The following is a 16,087-nucleotide window of genomic DNA, read 5'->3' on the forward strand; positions in this document are numbered from 1 at the left end:
TGTTACATAGGTGTGATTAATTGATGAAGGTTTATACGAAGATTATATGAAGTCGATATGAAGATTATATAGAGGGGTAGCGTATTTTAGGCATAAAAAAACGCCGCTATTGCGACGTTTTTAAAACACGATTATAGCAAATTACATTGCTTTAAAGCGCGCCTCTAGTTGTTCTTGTGCATCAGCAAAAGAGCGAATACCTTCAGCTAGTTTTTCAGTAGCCATAGCATCTTGGTTATGTAACCAACGGAACTGTGCTTCTGTTAATGGCTCTGGTTTTGGCTCTTGTGGAACATCGCTTTCAAGCAAATATTCTTGTGCGCCTTCAAGGTTACCTAAATCTTCTAAAAGATTAGGGCTAATAGTTAGCTTGTCGCAACCTGTAAGTGCAATAATTTCGCCTGTGTTACGGAAACTTGCACCCATCACAACTGTTTTGTAGTCATGACGTTTGTAAAATTCAAAAATGCTGCGTACAGACTGAACACCTGGATCTTGTAGCGGATCGGTTGGTTTTTCCATACCGTTAGCAACGTGCCAATCTAAAATACGGCCAACAAATGGCGAAATTAGAAATACGTTTGCATCGGCACAAGCACGGGCTTGGGCATCGCTAAATAATAAAGTAAGGTTACATTTAGTCCCTTCTTTTTCTAGCTGCTCAGCGGCTTTAATACCTTCCCATGTAGACGCTACTTTAATTAAAATTTTGTCTTTGCTTACACCTTCTTTTTCGTAAAGGCTAAGTAGGGTATGTGCTTTATCAATCGTAGCTTGCGTATTAAACGAAAGGCGTGCATCTACTTCAGTAGAAATATAACCAGGTACAATAGCGCTAATTTCTTTACCTAGTAATACGGCAAAGTAATCACATGCTAGTTCAAGTTGTTTAGCAGGCTCTTGCTCGGTTTCTTTTGCGTAGCTCCAAGCTTTATCTAGGTAAGGCTTATATGCTTCAATCTCGCTCGCTTTTAATAAAAGCGACGGGTTTGTAGTTGCATCTTCTGGTTGATGCTTTTTAATAGCTTCAATATCACCAGTGTCGGCTACGATAGATGAATGTTGTTTTAGCCTTTGTAGAGCTGAAGTCATTTGCTTTCCTCATTCCAAGCAAGTTAAAAGAAAAATCTAATCACTCTTAATATATCTAATCCATACTGCAACAGTGTGACAATGCTTGATAGGTCTTATGTCCTGATCAATAAAAAAACGGCAATGCATGGGTTATTAAGAGAGGATTTATTTAAACAAAACGTGCTTTTCGTTTCATTTAATGTTGAAATTGACACTAAATAAATTACAAGTCAATAGCTAACTATGATCACTGTTATTTCACCTGCAAAAAATCTTGATTACGAAACGCCACCCGCAACAGACAAGTTCACTCAGCCTGAATTACTAGAGCACAGCGAAGAGCTCATGAAAGTATGCCGTGAACTAACACCAGCGCAAATTGGCAGTTTAATGAAAATTAGCGACAAGCTATCTGGGCTTAACGCAGCACGCTTTAGCGAGTGGGCGCAGCCGTTTACACAAAGTAATGCTAAACAAGCCGCACTTGCCTTTAATGGTGATGTATATGGCGGTTTAGATGCAAGTACGCTTAAAGCTAGTGAGCTTGATTACGCACAAAACCACTTACGTATCCTTTCGGGTTTATACGGCTTATTAAAACCACTTGATTTAATGCAAGCTTACCGTCTTGAAATGGGCACCAAGCTTGAAAACTCGCGTGGCAAAAACTTATACGAGTTTTGGGGCAGCGTAATAGCGAATAAACTAAACGACGTATTAAAAGCGCAAGACGCACAATATTTAGTTAACCTTGCTTCAAACGAATACTTTAAAGCGGTAGATAAGAAAGCATTAAATGCACAAATTATTACCCCACACTTTAAAGACTGTAAAAACGGTCAATACAAAGTAATTAGCTTTTACGCTAAAAAAGCACGCGGCATGATGGCGCGCTACATTATCGAAAATAAAGTAACGCAGTTAAGCCAACTTAAAGAGTTTACGGTAGCAGGTTATTACTTTAGCCCAGAGGCAACAGTTAAAGAGCTTGAGCCGGTATTTATGCGCGACGAACAAAATTAGGTTTATAAGCTTAAATAAAAAATTTAAAAGCCATGCATTGCATGGCTTTTTTGATGTTGGCGTTATATTTGCAACCCCATCTAATATTAATGAGAACACTAATTAAATAGGTGCAAATAAAATGATCAGCATTCCGTCAATTGACGAAGCCGAAAAACTAATAGAAGAAAAGCTCGGAGGGTGGTTTGATGTTGTAATAAGTCATATCCCTAATTTTATAGTTGCGATACTGATCGCAATTGTGTTTTCAATATTGGCACGCTTTGCTGGCAAGCTGATGAAAAACGTATTACGCCGCTCACTCGACTCAACACAAATTGCCGACTTAATGGCGTCAATTTTTAAAGTTATTGTGTTGTGCATAGGTTTATTTATAGCGCTCGATTTTGTTGGTTTAAAAGGCACCGTTACTTCGCTACTTGCTGGTGCGGGTATTGTAGGTTTAGCAATTGGTTTTGCGTTTCAAGATATGACCGAAAACCTAATTGCAGGTATCGCCATGGGGATACGTAAGCCGTTTAAAGCAGGTGATGTTGTTGAGTCCGATGACGTGTTTGGTTCAATACATTCAATAAACTTGCGTAACACGCTAATAGAGAGCTTTTACGGGCAGTTGATACTCGTACCTAACAAAGTATTATTTAGAAACGTCCTTAAAAACTACAGCACCTTAGGTGTTAGGCGAATAGAAGTGCCGGTGGGTATTTCGTATGGCGACGATATAGATAAAGCCAAAGATGCCATTGTTAAAAAAATTAACGAGTTTGACTTTGTAATACGCAAAGACGAAACCGCTGTATACGCTGAAGGCTTTGGTAGCAGCAGCATTAACTTACTGGTGTGGTTTTGGATTAAATACCCAGGCGAGCCTGATTTTATGACGGTGCGCCATAAAGGTATAGTTGCCGTTAAGCAAGCACTAGACGAAGCTGACATTAGCATTCCATTCCCAATTCGCACTTTAGATTTTGGTATTAAAGGCGGCGAAAAACTCGATGCCATGATTAGCGATAAAATAAGCCAGCAATCATCAAATAAAGACGGTGCTGACTCTAGCCAAAGTGAGTAATTTAGTTAAAGCTCATTAGGCAAAAGCATTGGGAAATAGTTACTTACCAACAGCGCATTTTTACAGAGTAAAAATGCGCTTTTTAATTAGTTCAAGTCACTTTTCTTTATTCATTAATTATTTTCTCCAGCAGATTTTATAACGTGTTTTTTATAAGGTAAGTTTCCCTTTTATCTATTTATTATGCAATTATTGGTTATACAAGGTGTATTTTTTTAAATATTAGGATTACAAACAAATGAAGTTAAAGATTAAATGGTTTACAAAAATAATTTTATTTTCAGCCTAGTTATTAGCTTTATTTCAGTAGGTAACGAATATAATGCTAAATATGATGTGAGTTATAAATTAAATATAGATAACAATACCGCTGAAATACTTTTTCTCGATAAAAACAAAAACCTTACCTCTACATTAATCTTACCAAATAAAGCGGTATATATTGAAAAAGAGAAGTTACGAGAGTTTTGTAGCTCAGATGATGTTTTATGCCCTAGAAAAAGTTATGAAAGTAACGTTATCACTTGGTCACCTGATGATGAATATTTAGCTGTGTTTGTGGGTAATACAAAAGGGTTTTGGTTTATCCCCAGTAAAGAGATAACAAAAGCCGCATTCAATAAAAATAATGTAGTTAAAGTCGGCGTACATACTCAAAACGATAAAATAAATATTGCTCTATTTCATGGCGCGGCAGGATGGGTTGATAATCATCATTACGTTTTTTCAGCGGGTTTAAGTGGTGACAATTTTGTTTATAAGTTTAATCCAAAAACAAAGGAACTTAAGGGTTTTCCTTTTGAGCTAAATGAAGATTCTACGGTAAGCAGTTTTAAAGAAGTTTTTGTTGAAAGTTTTAATTCACAAAAAAGTAGTTTTAAATTAAGTGATGTTATTCAACAACTAGATAAATTGAAATAACTACAAAAAATAAACATAAAAAAGCGCAGCTTGTGTTGGAGTAACAAGCCGCGCTTATGAATTAGTTATACAAATAGGTTTATGTGGTGCGTATTAAATAACGCTAATTTTGTTACGAATTATTTTTACCCCATCCATATTTTCTAAAAACTTTTGAGCTAATGCGCGCTGAAAGCCGGTTTGCGCTTCGCCATATAAATCTACTTCACCGTTTTTTACCTGCACACGAATATCGCTTAACACTAAGTTAGGATTGGTACGTAAGGTATGAGTAATTGTTTGCTGCAAGTTAGGTTGCGTAGCAACAGTGCTTACTACGATCACGCTTGTTGCTGCACTTACTTTTGTAGCGCAAGCTAATAAAAATAAACAACAAAATGATACTAAAGCGATAGTTAACTTGAAGCGGTTCATAACTTAATCCTTACATTACGGTGAATAGTGCAGCCACAATATGGAAATTCCATCGGCTAGGTTATCTTTGTAGTTACAATTTCGGTGCCAATATTAACGCTATGAAATATAAGGAAATTTTATTAAGTGGGAATTCAGGTTGGCAAAAATTACATTTAAATGAGTATGAGTTACATGCTTGGGTTACATATGTAACAGGTACAAACAGCAGAGCCTACAAGGCTTGCACTAAAAAGCCGACAAAAGTCGGCTTAGTATAAAAATGTTTTAGGTTACTTTTTCTTTTTAACCTTAGCTTTTTTCTTGGCTTTCATTTTTACTGGATCTTTACGCTTTTTAGCAGGTGGCTTAGCTTCTTTATGCTGTGGCTCAACACCTCTAATTACACGGCGTTTTAATTTTTGTTCAACGTAGCGCTCTACTTTATATAAAATACCAATATCGTGTGCTTCAACTAGCGATATTGCTATCCCTTTTTTACCAGCACGGCCAGTACGACCAATACGATGTACATATACGTCGGCAGTGCGCGGCATATCAAAGTTAATAACGTGGCTGATGTCAGATACGTCAATACCACGTGCAGCTACGTCGGTAGCAACTAATATGCTTGTTTTGCCACTGTGGAAGTTTTCCATGGCTTTCATACGTTTGTCTTGTGGCATTTCGCCGCGTAACCACGCTGCTTTTACATCATTAGTTGTAAGTTCGCCAATCAATGTTTCTAAGCGTTCGCGAGTTTTAACAAACACAATCGCTTTAGTCACGTCAGGATTTTTTAGCGTATTAACTAATAACTCAAGTTTGTGATGATAATCGTCGGCTAAATGTACCCATTGGTGAATTTTAGCTTTTTCTTTACGTGACGATTCGGCTTCTAATAGAGCTGGGTCGTTTAATGTTTTTTCAGCAAACCTTTCTACGCTGTCACCTTCAAGTGTTGCTGAGAATAAAAAACATTGGCGACGATTTTTAGCTTCGTCACAAATACGGCTCATTTCTTTTTTGAAACCCATATCTAACATGCGATCTGCTTCATCAATAATAAGCATTTCTACGTGTTCAGCATGAAAGTTTTCGGTTTCTAGGTATTCCATTAATCGACCTGGTGTGGCGATTAAAATATCGTTATTTTTTTCAAAAATTTCTTTATGCGTGCCGTAGTTAATACCGCCTGTTACTACACCAATTTTTAGGTGTGTGCGTTTAGCTAGCAGTTCACATTGTTCATGAATTTGATAAGCCAGCTCACGAGTCGGGGTCATAACGAGTACGCGCGCAAAACCAGGGTCACGACGTGGGAAATCCAGTAAGTACTGAATAGCCGGAATTAAAAATGCCGCTGTTTTACCTGTACCAGTAGGCGCAGATGCTAAAATATCGCGCCCCTGTAGTGCTTCAGGAATAGCTTGTTGTTGAATGCTGGTTGGCGTCTCGTAGCCCATTTTATTAATGGCATCGAGTAGCTTGTTATCAAGATCAAATTCAGAAAATTGCATAGAGTGTCTAAAATAAGGGACAATTACCCTGATTATACGCGCTATGCTGCGCTTGGTGAATGAAAAGGTGAAAAAATGTCTGGTTTTGTATTTAAACAATTTAAAGTTGAACACGACCACTGTGCAATGAAAGTTTCTACCGATGGCATTTTGCTTGGCGCATGGGCTAATTTAAGCGGTGCAAAGTCATTACTTGATATAGGCACCGGCACCGGCTTACTAGCACTAATGTGTAAGCAGCGCAGTAATGAGCTTGATATAACTGCGGTAGAAATTGACGAAAGCGCCTATACCCAAGCATTACAAAATGTAGCTAATAGCCCGTGGCCAACAATAAGTATTACGCATCAAACTATTCAAAGCTTTAGTAGTGAAGTTAAATTTGACGTGGTTATCTCTAATCCACCGTATTTTAATCACAGTTTAAAAGGCGATAATGTTGCGCGTAATACCGCACGCCATACCGACGGCCTAAGTTTTGAAGAGTTAATTAATGCGTTTAAACATTTAAGCCATAGAGGTTCTCGCTTTAGCTTAATACTCCCAAGCGTTGAAGGCGCATTATTTATTGAGCTTGCTACTCAAAATGGGCTTTATTTAAATACTCATTGCCAAGTAAAAGCCACGCCCAACAAAGATATTAGCCGCAGTTTAATGACATTTAGCTACGTAAAAAGCGATATAGAATCATCAACCCTGTGTATTAGAAACTTAGATAATACCTACACCGCTGATTATATAGCCCTGTGCAAAGCATTTTATTTGAAAATGTGAAGCAATAAAGTTGAGTGAACTCTATTGAGTAATTCCTAATTTGAGATGCGCTTTAATAGTGTGTTTATAAATCACCTGATATGATTTAGCCATTGGCCACTTAATTTAAAAGGCAACACAATGAAAAAGTTAAATAAATTAGCATTACTTAGCACGTTAGCAGCCACCATTTTTGCAAGCCAAGGTGTGTTTGCTGCTATTACGCCTGTAGGGCTTTGGAAAACGATTGACGAGGATACAAACCAAGCTAAATCGTATGTGCGTATTACCCAAACCAACGGTATATTAAGCGGCAAAGTTGAAACCTTCTTAACCCGGCAAAACAAAACGATATATGCAGTAAATGCGATAATGAGTTAAAAGATCAGCCTATTTTAGGGATGACTATAATCACGGGTGTAAAAGCACAAGATGATGGTGTTTGGGGAGACGGTGAAATACTCGATCCAACAAATGGTAAAACCTACACTTTACAACTAACCCCGCAAGATGAAGGTGAAAAGCTCGAAGTACGCGGCTACATTGGCTTTTTTTACCGAAACCAATATTGGCTAAAAGTAGAGTAAGTTTTACTACTTATTTAATTACTAAACGTTAAATAATTAAGTATTAACTGAAATCATTTTTGCGCTTTGCCTTTCTTACTCACTAAGCCAGCTATATTTAATTGGCATTCAATTTTGAGTAAATAATAAAGGAAAAAAGATGATTAAGTACATAGTTGCTTTAATAATGCTTAGCGCACTGTTAATAAGCGGTGGGGCAAATGCAAAGGATGATGCTGTAAATACGGGTTGGTTTAATAACACGGCTATTAAAGGGTACGACAGCGTTGCTTATTTTACGCAAAATAAAGCCGTTAAAGGCAGCGACAAATACACGTTTAGTTATTTAGGTGCCAACTGGCACTTTTCGAGTGAAGAAAACAAAACGACATTTGCAGAAAACCCAAAACGTTATGCACCGCAATACGGTGGTTGGTGTGCTTATGCAATGGCTGATGAAGGTAACGCTGTAGGTATAGACCCAGAAGCATTTTATATTCACGAAGGTAAGCTTTACTTAAACTATAGCGAAAGCGTGCAGCAAAAATGGTTAAGTAATTTACTACCGTACATTGTTATGGCAGATGGGTACTACCCACAAACAACCAATGTGATGACGTTTCAATAAATTACTCATATTATTAATTAAAAAGCCCGCAGCTAAACTAGTTGCGGGCTTTTTGCTTTTTATTTATTAGCTTATTAATTAAAGCGTTTCGCCGTATTCAGTCATTACCTGTTCAACCCATGTTGCAATGCGGTCGTCGCTTAGCTCGTATTGACTGTCTTCGTCGAGCGCGAGTCCTACAAACTGTTTACCATCAGGCGTTAATGCTTTTGAAGCTTCAAATTCGTAACTACTGTCGTTTGGCCAAAAACCAAGTTGAGTAAATGTTTGCGTATTTATTTCGTCGTGTAGCATGCCTAGCGCATCTTGAAACCACTGCCCGTAACCTTGTTGATCGCCCATGCCAAATAAAGCAATGGTTTTACCATTTAGGTTTACGTCGGCTATGTCGTCCCACTTTGACTCCCAGTCTTCTTGTATTCCACCAAAATCCCATGTTGAAATACCAAAGATGATAAAGTCGTACTGCTCTGCATTTTTTAGTGGCTCGTCTTTAATATTGTGCAGGGTAACTATATCGGCACCAATAATGTCGCGAATCTTTTCTGCTGCCATTTCGGTGTAGCACGTAGTAGAACCAAAAAATAAACCAATTTGCATCGTATTTATCACTGTGTAATTGCCTGATATGATAGGCTCAAGTTTACCGTAAGGTATTTTTAATTGATACCTTAGCAAAGCATGAGAGCACAATGTGACAACGCTATCTGACGATTCTTTTGAAAATAACAGCAGTATGAGCAGTAATAGCGACTACCTAGAAACCTTTTTAGATAGCCTGTACTTAGAACAAGGCGTAAGCGAAAACACATTAAGTGCTTATCGCAGTGATTTAGACAAGTTTTGCCTATTTTTAAAGGGCGAAAATTTAATGACGGTAACAGGGCTTGATGTTGAAAGTTACTTAGCGCATCGAGTCGATTTAGGCTTAAAACCACGCAGTACTGCACGTAGTATTAGTGCGCTAAAACGTTTTTATCAGTACTTTGTGCGCGAAAAACTAATTAGCGACACCCCCATGCTAAATATTTCTCAGCCAAAAGCAGGGCAGTCGTTACCTAAAACACTCTCAGAGGCCGAAGTTGAGGCATTATTAAATGCGCCTAATACCGAAGAAGCGATGGGACTGCGCGATAAAGCCATGCTAGAGCTACTTTATGCAACGGGTTTGCGTGTAAGTGAGCTTGTTGGACTGCGCATGGAGCAAATTAATTTGCGCCAAGCAGTGGTGTTTGTAAAAGGTAAAGGTAATAAAGAGCGCTTAGTTCCACTGGGTGAAGAAGCCATGTATTGGCTTGAGCAGTTTTTAAAGGGTGGGCGTGCGCAAATGATAAAACATGCCACCGATTTTGTGTTCCCATCTAAACGCGGAGTAGGCATGACGCGACAAACCTTTTGGCATAGAATTAAACACTATGCTATTTTGGCAGCAGTTGAGTCTCCATTATCGCCCCATACTATGCGCCATGCTTTTGCTACGCACTTATTAAATCATGGGGCAGATTTACGTGTGGTACAAATGATGTTGGGCCATAGCGATTTATCGACGACGCAAATTTATACCCATGTTGCCAATGAACGGTTAAAGTCGGTACATGCAGAGCATCATCCGCGTGCGTAAGTTTGAAAGTAAATATCATTAAGCCGGTCAATATATTAAGTATTTTTAGGATAGAGAGAAGTTATGAAAAAATTAATGTTAGCAGGTGCCATGTTGTGCACAAGTATTAGTGCATTTGCAAATGGCGTTGCTGTAACACCAGATGCTAATGATCCTATTATTACTAAATTTGCCGAGCTTGGTGTAACTGTAAAGCAAATTAATCCAAGTCCAGTAACGGGTTTAAAAGAATTAATCACTAATAAGGGCGTGCTTTACGCAAGTCCAGACGGTCAATATTTAATGCAAGGTACGTTAATTGATTTAAATAATCGTAATAACCTAACAGAGCAAGCATTAAATGGCGTGCGTGTTGAAGGTCTTAAAGAATACGAAGAATCGATGATTGTGTACAAAGCGCCAAACGAAAAACACAGCATTACTGTATTTACCGACATTAGCTGTGGTTACTGTCGTAAATTACACCGCGAGTTAGACGATTTACTTGATGCGGGTATTACCGTTAAGTACTTAGCGTTTCCACGTGGTGGCTTACAAGGTTCAGGTTATGCAGATTTAATGAACGTATGGTGTGCACGCGATCAGCAAGAAGCACTAACAGAAGCTAAATCGGGCACAAGCACTAAAGTAGTTGCAGGCTGTAGCGCACCGGTTGCAGAGCATTACCAATTAGGTCAAAGCTTTGGTATTAGCGGCACACCCGCTATTATTTTAGAAGATGGTACTATGATCCCTGGTTACCAGCCAGCAGCAGCACTAAAAGCAGCATTAGAAGCTAACAAAGCGTCGTAATTAAACGCTTAGTTATTATTAAAAAGGCCTTAATGGCCTTTTTTTGTCTTTTTAATACGACTCAATAAGTTAAAACCCTGCATGAAAAAACTAATCATTGCGCGTGAAAACGTTGACGACTCGCATCTGCCGAGTAATTTACACCCTGTAATTAAACAAATTTATGCTAACCGCAATGTATTCAATGCCGAAGAGCTAAATAACAGCGTAGCTACGCTTCACGACTTCAAATTGTTTAAAGACATCGACAAAGCCAGCGACTTATTAATTGAAGCATTAAAAGCGCAAAGCCAAATATTAATAGTTGGCGACTTTGATGCCGATGGCGCAACAAGCACTGCAACATTAATGCAAGGCCTTGAGATGTTTGGCTTTAAGCATTTAGATTACTTAATTCCTGACAGGTTTAGCTTAGGGTATGGCTTAAGCCCCGCGCTTGCTGAGCAAATAGTACAAATAAAACCTGATTTAGTGATCACCGTAGATAACGGCATATCGTGTATTGCCGGTATTGATATTTTAAAAGCGGTTGGCATAAAAGTGTTGGTAACAGATCACCACTTACAAGGTGAGCAGCTGCCAAATGCCGATGCAATAGTAAATCCAAATAGACATGAATGTGATTTTCCGTCTAAATCTATTGCAGGCGTTGGCGTTGCTTTTTACTTATTAATAGCGCTGAGAAGCGTAATGCGAGATTTGGGTTATTTTGAGCAACAACCACCGCCTAATTTAGCTAACTTGCTCGACATTGTAGCGCTTGGAACGGTTGCCGATGTAGTGGCACTTGATGCAAATAACCGTACCTTAGTACACCAAGGTTTAGCACGTATTCGCAGTGGTAAAACACGCCCAGGCATTACCGCGCTTATTGAAGTGGCTAACCGCAATGCTGCCCGCTTAAGCGCAAGCGACTTTGGCTTTTCACTTGCGCCGCGTTTAAATGCAGCAGGGCGATTGGACGACATGAGTTTGGGTATAGCGTGCTTGCTTAGCACCGATATAAACCAAGCGCGTAGTATAGCCGGCGAGCTCGATAGCTTAAACTTTGCAAGGCGCGAAATAGAACAAGGCATGCAAGCCGAGGCGCAAGCCGTGCTTGATAGGCTCGCATTTAGCGACGATAACATTCCTGATGCTATTTGTTTGTTTCAAGACGATTGGCATCAAGGTGTTATTGGTATTTTGGCTGGTCGCTTAAAAGAAAAATACCACCGCCCAACCGTTATATTTGCTGGTGGCGAAAACGGTGAAATTAAAGGCTCGTGCCGCTCTATTGAAGGGCTACACATGCGCGATTTACTCGAAGGACTTAATACTGCCGACCCACACTTAATTAATAAATTTGGTGGCCACGCAATGGCCGCTGGTTTAAGTATTAACGAGCAGCACTTTAACGACTTTAAAAAAGCGTTTGATGCCGCCGTTAGCGCGCAACTGAGTGAAGAAAGTAAGCGCTGTATTGTATTTACCGACGGCGAGCTGCCAAACGACTGCTTTACAATGGAGTTTGCCCAGCTATTAAAGCAATCGGGCCCGTGGGGTCAGCAATTTCCTGAGCCGGTGTTTGAGCATACCTTTGAACTAATACAGCAGCGCATAGTAGGCGAAAAGCATTTAAAGCTCGTGTTAAAGCACCAATCTGGTCGATTAGTTGACGCCATTGCTTTTGGTATTGATGTAAAAGAATGGCCAGATACTGAGGCGAAGTTTGTAAAAGTAGCGTACCAGCTCGATATAAATGAGTTTAGAGGTAAATTTACGCTGCAATTAATAGTTAGAGAGCTTGAAAAAGTACACTAAAAAATATGTAATATCATGCATAAAATGCTAATAAAGCGCGCGGTTTTTTGTTAAAATCGGGCGTTTTTATCATTTGACGATAATTTATTGCGAAAATCCCATTTAAAGGGGCGCAATTACCTAGCCATTTTGGAGTGATGTACATGTTTGAAGTGAATCCTGTGATTAATCAAATCAAGGAAATTCGCGAACGTACTGAATTGCTTCGGGGGTACCTTTGACTACGCTCTTAAACAAGAACGCTTAGAAGAAGTTAACGCCGAGCTTGAAGATTCAGCCGTGTGGAATGAGCCTGAACGCGCACAAGCGCTTGGCCGTGAAAAGTCAGCATTAGAAGCTGTTGTTGAAACAATCGACAACCTTGTAGCCGGTACTGATGATGTTGAAGGCTTACTTGAGCTTGCTGTAGAAGCTGAAGATCAAGATACCTTTGATGAAGCGCAAAGCGAATTAACTGATCTAAACGAACAGTTAGAAGGTTTAGAGTTTCGTCGTATGTTTTCAGGTCCTCATGACTCAAACGATGCGTACCTTGATTTACAATCAGGTTCTGGCGGTACTGAAGCACAAGACTGGTGTAATATTCTACTTCGTATGTATTTACGTTGGGGCGAGGCTAAAGGCTTTAAAGTTGAGCTAGTTGAAGCTACCGACGGTGATGTTGCTGGTATTAAAGGCGCAACTGTCCGCTTTGTTGGCGAATACGCTTACGGTTGGTTACGCACAGAAACTGGTGTGCATCGCTTAGTACGTAAAAGTCCATTTGACTCAAGTGGTCGTCGTCATACTTCATTTGCTTCTGCGTTTGTATACCCAGAAGTTGACGATAATATTGAAATTGATATGAATCCGTCAGACCTGCGTATAGACGTTTACCGTGCATCGGGCGCGGGTGGTCAGCACGTTAACACCACCGAATCGGCGGTTCGTATCACTCACGTACCAACAAATACCGTAGTGCAGTGTCAAAACGAGCGTTCGCAGCATAAAAATAAAGCCCAAGCGATGAAGCAGTTAAAAGCTAAATTATTTGAGCTTGAGCTACAACAGCAAAATGCTGAAAAACAAACGCAAGAAGATGCTAAATCTGATATTGGTTGGGGTAGTCAAATTCGTTCATACGTACTTGATGACGCACGCATTAAAGATTTACGTACAGGCGTTGAAAACCGCAATACCCAATCGGTACTTGACGGTAACTTAGATAAATTTATTGAAGCCAGCCTTAAATCTGGCCTATAACCACCAAGCTAATAAAGAGCTAAAAAATGACTGATAAAATCCAAGACGAAAACAAGTTAATCGCTGAGCGTCGCGGCAAGTTAGACGCTATACGCGAAAATTGCCCAGCCAACGGTCATCCAAACCAATTCCGTCGTGAGCATTACACGGCTGATTTGCAAGCCCAGTTTGGTGATAAGAGCAAAGAAGAATTAGTAGAGATGCAAGAAGTTGTGTCTATCGCTGGCCGTATTTTAGCAAAGCGTGGACCGTTTTTTGTAATTCAAGACATGAAAGGTCGCGTACAAGCGTATGCATCTAAAGATGTTCAAAAAGATCTTAAAGAAAAATATGGTCAACTAGACACTGGCGATATTATTGGTGTTAAAGGCGCATTAAATAAATCAGGTAAAGGCGATTTATACGTAGAAATGACTGAGTATCAATTATTAACAAAGTCACTTCGTCCGTTACCAGAAAAATTCCATGGCTTATCAGATCAAGAAACAAAGTATCGCCAACGTTACGTTGATTTAATTACTAACGAAGCAACGCGCGAAACATTCCGCATTCGTTCACAAGTAGTTGAAGGCATTCGTCGCTTTTTAGCAGACCGTGACTTTATGGAAGTAGAAACACCAATGCTACAGGTTATACCTGGCGGTGCATCTGCGCGTCCGTTTGTAACTCACCATAACGCGCTTGATATCGACATGTACTTGCGTATAGCGCCTGAGCTTTACTTAAAGCGCTTAGTGGTAGGTGGTTTTGACCGTGTATTCGAAATTAACCGTAACTTCCGTAACGAAGGGTTATCTACGCGTCACAACCCAGAATTTACAATGATTGAATTTTACCAAGCATACGCTGATTACATCGACCTGATGAACATCACCGAAGACATGCTACGTACGGTTGCGGAAAACGTACTAGGTAGTGCAGTTGTAGTTAATACAACTAAAGACGAAAACGGCGAAGTAATTGACTCAGTTGAATACGACTTTGGCCAACCGTTTACACGTTTAAGCATGAGCGATGCAATATTAAAATATAACCCTGAGTTTGATGCTGCGGTATTTAACGACCCAGAAAACCACTTTGACGAATTAAAAGCGTACGCTAAACAAGTGCACGTTAAAATTCCTGAAAATTGTGTTTGGGGCCCAGGTAAGTTCTTGTGTGAAATATTTGAAGAAACAGCAGAGCACATGCTTATTCAACCTACGTTTATTACTGGCTACCCGTGGGAAGTTTCTCCACTTGCACGCCGTAACGACGAAAATGCATTTGTTACAGACCGTTTTGAATTTTTTGTTGGCGGTCGTGAGCTTGCAAATGGTTTCTCTGAGCTTAACGATGCACAAGACCAAGCTGAGCGCTTTACTCGCCAAGTTGAAGAGAAAGACGCAGGCGATGATGAAGCAATGCATTACGATGAAGACTACATACGCGCACTTGAGTACGGCTTACCGCCAACTGCAGGTGAAGGTATTGGTATTGACCGTTTAGTAATGTTGTTTACTGACTCATCTACAATTAAAGACGTTATTTTGTTCCCGCATATGCGTCCACAAGCTGACTAAGCTTTGGGTAGAACAAAGTAAGTTAATAAACGCCGCTTAATAGCGGCGTTTTTTTTGCTTTGCATTAGTATTTTAATTAATAAGTACTACACTAAAAATTAAATGTAGTTATTAGTGCTGGTTAATGTGCAATTCAGCTTCGCTAATTTATTGTTATTGGCAGTTTTTAATATTAAAACTAACAGTGCTATAACTTTTTAGTATGATTGTTTTTTAAACATATGTTGTATTTATGTAAAGGTTTTAGCTAGAATACGCACGAAATTTACACTGCTTGGTATTTAGCAGTTAAATATAGATTCTTAAAGGACTTAGAATAATAGTATGAAAGACAAACGAGTAGATGATTTATCAGAAGAATGCACATCAGAGCAAGAAAGAAATGCTTACTACCGTGCTTGTATTGCTGAATTTCAACAATTAGGTTACCAAGAACAGTATTTGGCTCAGTTAACTGATGACTTAGTTCCTGTGCTAGGTGTTAATCCTTCAAATAAAAATACGTAACCCGCTTAAATTTCAAACTAATTACACTTTTAAACCAAGCATATGTGCAATCTATAACCATATAGTCGTTTTTGGTAGAAAAGTGTTTGACATATTTTCTGAAATCTTTATTATACGCCCCACAAGACGGAGAGGTGTCCGAGTGGCCGAAGGAGCTCCCCTGCTAAGGGAGTATAGAGTTTGTAGCTCTATCGAGGGTTCGAATCCCTCCCTCTCCACCATTTCTTTTAATGGCGTGTTTTGTAAAGTTTTAAAGTATGGGTGCATAGCTCAGCTGGATAGAGTACTCGGCTACGAACCGAGCGGTCGGAGGTTCGAATCCTCCTGCGCCCACCATGCTTTAATAACTCTGCTTAGAGTCTAAATAAGCAAAAGCTCTACTTAGAGTTAAAATAAGTAAACTATAAAGTGGGTGCATAGCTCAGCTGGATAGAGTACTCGGCTACGAACCGAGCGGTCGGAGGTTCGAATCCTCCTGCGCCCACCACTTTATAGACTCTCACTTAGAGTAAAAAAAAGTAATAGTAAAAATGAAAGTGGGTGCATAGCTCAGCTGGATAGAGTACTCGGCTACGAACCGAGCGGTCGGAGGTTCGAATCCTCCTGCGCCCAC

At 39.6% G+C, this 16,087-nt stretch carries 15 protein-coding genes, 4 tRNA genes and 1 pseudogene; 16 read left to right on the top strand and 4 right to left on the bottom strand.

The features are described from left to right. Positions 1–141: 141 nt before the first annotated feature. Complete coding sequence (gene tal / locus L659_RS0112115; protein WP_007376481.1) at positions 142–1,092, bottom strand: transaldolase; 951 nt, start codon at positions 1,090–1,092, stop codon at positions 142–144. Between the two features lie 225 nt (positions 1,093–1,317). On the opposite strand from tal, the gene yaaA reads away from it, so the two are divergent. The 3 genes from yaaA to L659_RS0112130 all read left to right on the top strand — a co-directional run bounded on the left by yaaA (position 1,318) and on the right by L659_RS0112130 (position 4,087). Beyond that, complete coding sequence (gene yaaA / locus L659_RS0112120; RefSeq protein ID WP_007583748.1) at positions 1,318–2,097, top strand: peroxide stress protein YaaA; 780 nt, start codon at positions 1,318–1,320, stop codon at positions 2,095–2,097. A 121-nt stretch (positions 2,098–2,218) separates the two neighbouring features. Then, positions 2,219–3,166 (top strand): mechanosensitive ion channel family protein, encoded by a 948-nt coding sequence (locus L659_RS0112125; RefSeq protein WP_024590712.1) that lies wholly within the window; start codon positions 2,219–2,221, stop codon positions 3,164–3,166. A gap of 255 nt (positions 3,167–3,421) precedes the next feature. Beyond that, positions 3,422–4,087: a hypothetical protein gene (locus L659_RS0112130; RefSeq protein WP_024590713.1), complete on the top strand. Its 666-nt coding sequence runs from the start codon at positions 3,422–3,424 to the stop codon at positions 4,085–4,087. Between the two features lie 93 nt (positions 4,088–4,180). Here the strand turns inward: L659_RS0112130 and L659_RS0112135 are convergent, their stop codons facing one another. Further along, on the bottom strand, positions 4,181–4,501 hold the full coding sequence (locus L659_RS0112135) for a BON domain-containing protein (protein WP_024590714.1): 321 nt from the start codon (positions 4,499–4,501) through the stop codon (positions 4,181–4,183). 272 nt (positions 4,502–4,773) lie between these two features. Then, positions 4,774–6,000, bottom strand: a complete 1,227-nt coding sequence (gene srmB, locus L659_RS0112145; RefSeq protein WP_007376476.1) for an ATP-dependent RNA helicase SrmB — start codon at positions 5,998–6,000, stop codon at positions 4,774–4,776. A 75-nt stretch (positions 6,001–6,075) separates the two neighbouring features. Between srmB and L659_RS0112150 the strand changes: the two genes are divergently transcribed. The 3 genes and pseudogenes from L659_RS0112150 (at position 6,076) to L659_RS0112160 (ending at position 7,947) form a co-directional block, all read left to right on the top strand. Then, on the top strand, positions 6,076–6,774 hold the full coding sequence (locus L659_RS0112150) for a tRNA1(Val) (adenine(37)-N6)-methyltransferase (RefSeq protein WP_024590716.1): 699 nt from the start codon (positions 6,076–6,078) through the stop codon (positions 6,772–6,774). Between the two features lie 120 nt (positions 6,775–6,894). Further along, a pseudogene (locus tag L659_RS01000000123005) lies at positions 6,895–7,340 on the top strand (DUF2147 domain-containing protein). Between the two features lie 139 nt (positions 7,341–7,479). Beyond that, entirely contained in the window at positions 7,480–7,947 is a 468-nt protein-coding gene (locus tag L659_RS0112160) for a YHS domain-containing (seleno)protein (protein WP_007583762.1), read from the top strand. 78 nt (positions 7,948–8,025) lie between these two features. Here the strand turns inward: L659_RS0112160 and fldB are convergent, their stop codons facing one another. Then, the gene (gene fldB, locus L659_RS0112165) at positions 8,026–8,547 is read right to left on the bottom strand and encodes a flavodoxin FldB (RefSeq protein ID WP_024590717.1); all 522 of its coding nucleotides are present in this window, start codon (positions 8,545–8,547) and stop codon (positions 8,026–8,028) included. Between the two features lie 94 nt (positions 8,548–8,641). Here fldB and xerD point away from each other — a divergent pair, with 94 nt between their 5' ends. The 10 genes from xerD to L659_RS0112220 all read left to right on the top strand — a co-directional run bounded on the left by xerD (position 8,642) and on the right by L659_RS0112220 (position 16,086). Beyond that, positions 8,642–9,568 carry a site-specific tyrosine recombinase XerD gene (xerD, locus tag L659_RS0112170; RefSeq protein ID WP_024590718.1) on the top strand — a complete coding sequence of 309 codons (927 nt, stop codon included), beginning with the start codon at positions 8,642–8,644 and terminating at the stop codon, positions 9,566–9,568. A gap of 63 nt (positions 9,569–9,631) precedes the next feature. Further along, entirely contained in the window at positions 9,632–10,360 is a 729-nt protein-coding gene (dsbC, locus tag L659_RS0112175) for a bifunctional protein-disulfide isomerase/oxidoreductase DsbC (protein ID WP_007583768.1), read from the top strand. A gap of 81 nt (positions 10,361–10,441) precedes the next feature. Next, positions 10,442–12,163 (top strand): single-stranded-DNA-specific exonuclease RecJ, encoded by a 1,722-nt coding sequence (gene recJ, locus L659_RS0112180; protein WP_024590719.1) that lies wholly within the window; start codon positions 10,442–10,444, stop codon positions 12,161–12,163. Positions 12,164–12,306: 143 nt separating this feature from the next. Continuing rightward, a protein-coding gene (gene prfB, locus L659_RS0112190) for a peptide chain release factor 2 (RefSeq protein WP_096058065.1) occupies positions 12,307–13,405 on the top strand; the annotation gives its coding sequence in 2 pieces (ribosomal slippage) (positions 12,307–12,381 and positions 12,383–13,405; 1,098 coding nt in all). Between the two features lie 26 nt (positions 13,406–13,431). Further along, positions 13,432–14,967, top strand: coding sequence for a lysine--tRNA ligase (gene lysS / locus L659_RS0112195; protein WP_007583775.1), 1,536 nt, complete (start codon positions 13,432–13,434; stop codon positions 14,965–14,967). A 324-nt stretch (positions 14,968–15,291) separates the two neighbouring features. Beyond that, on the top strand, positions 15,292–15,474 hold the full coding sequence (locus L659_RS0112200) for a hypothetical protein (protein ID WP_010553261.1): 183 nt from the start codon (positions 15,292–15,294) through the stop codon (positions 15,472–15,474). A 128-nt stretch (positions 15,475–15,602) separates the two neighbouring features. After that, positions 15,603–15,695, top strand: a tRNA-Ser gene (locus tag L659_RS0112205). Positions 15,696–15,733: 38 nt separating this feature from the next. Then, a tRNA-Arg gene (locus tag L659_RS0112210) sits at positions 15,734–15,810 on the top strand. 74 nt (positions 15,811–15,884) lie between these two features. After that, positions 15,885–15,961: transfer RNA gene (locus L659_RS0112215), tRNA-Arg, on the top strand. 51 nt (positions 15,962–16,012) lie between these two features. Beyond that, positions 16,013–16,086: transfer RNA gene (locus tag L659_RS0112220), tRNA-Arg, on the top strand. Position 16,087 lies beyond the last annotated feature (1 nt).

It is taken from the genome of Pseudoalteromonas sp. S8-8, from assembly GCF_000497875.1.
GTDB classification, from domain to species: domain Bacteria; phylum Pseudomonadota; class Gammaproteobacteria; order Enterobacterales; family Alteromonadaceae; genus Pseudoalteromonas; species Pseudoalteromonas arctica.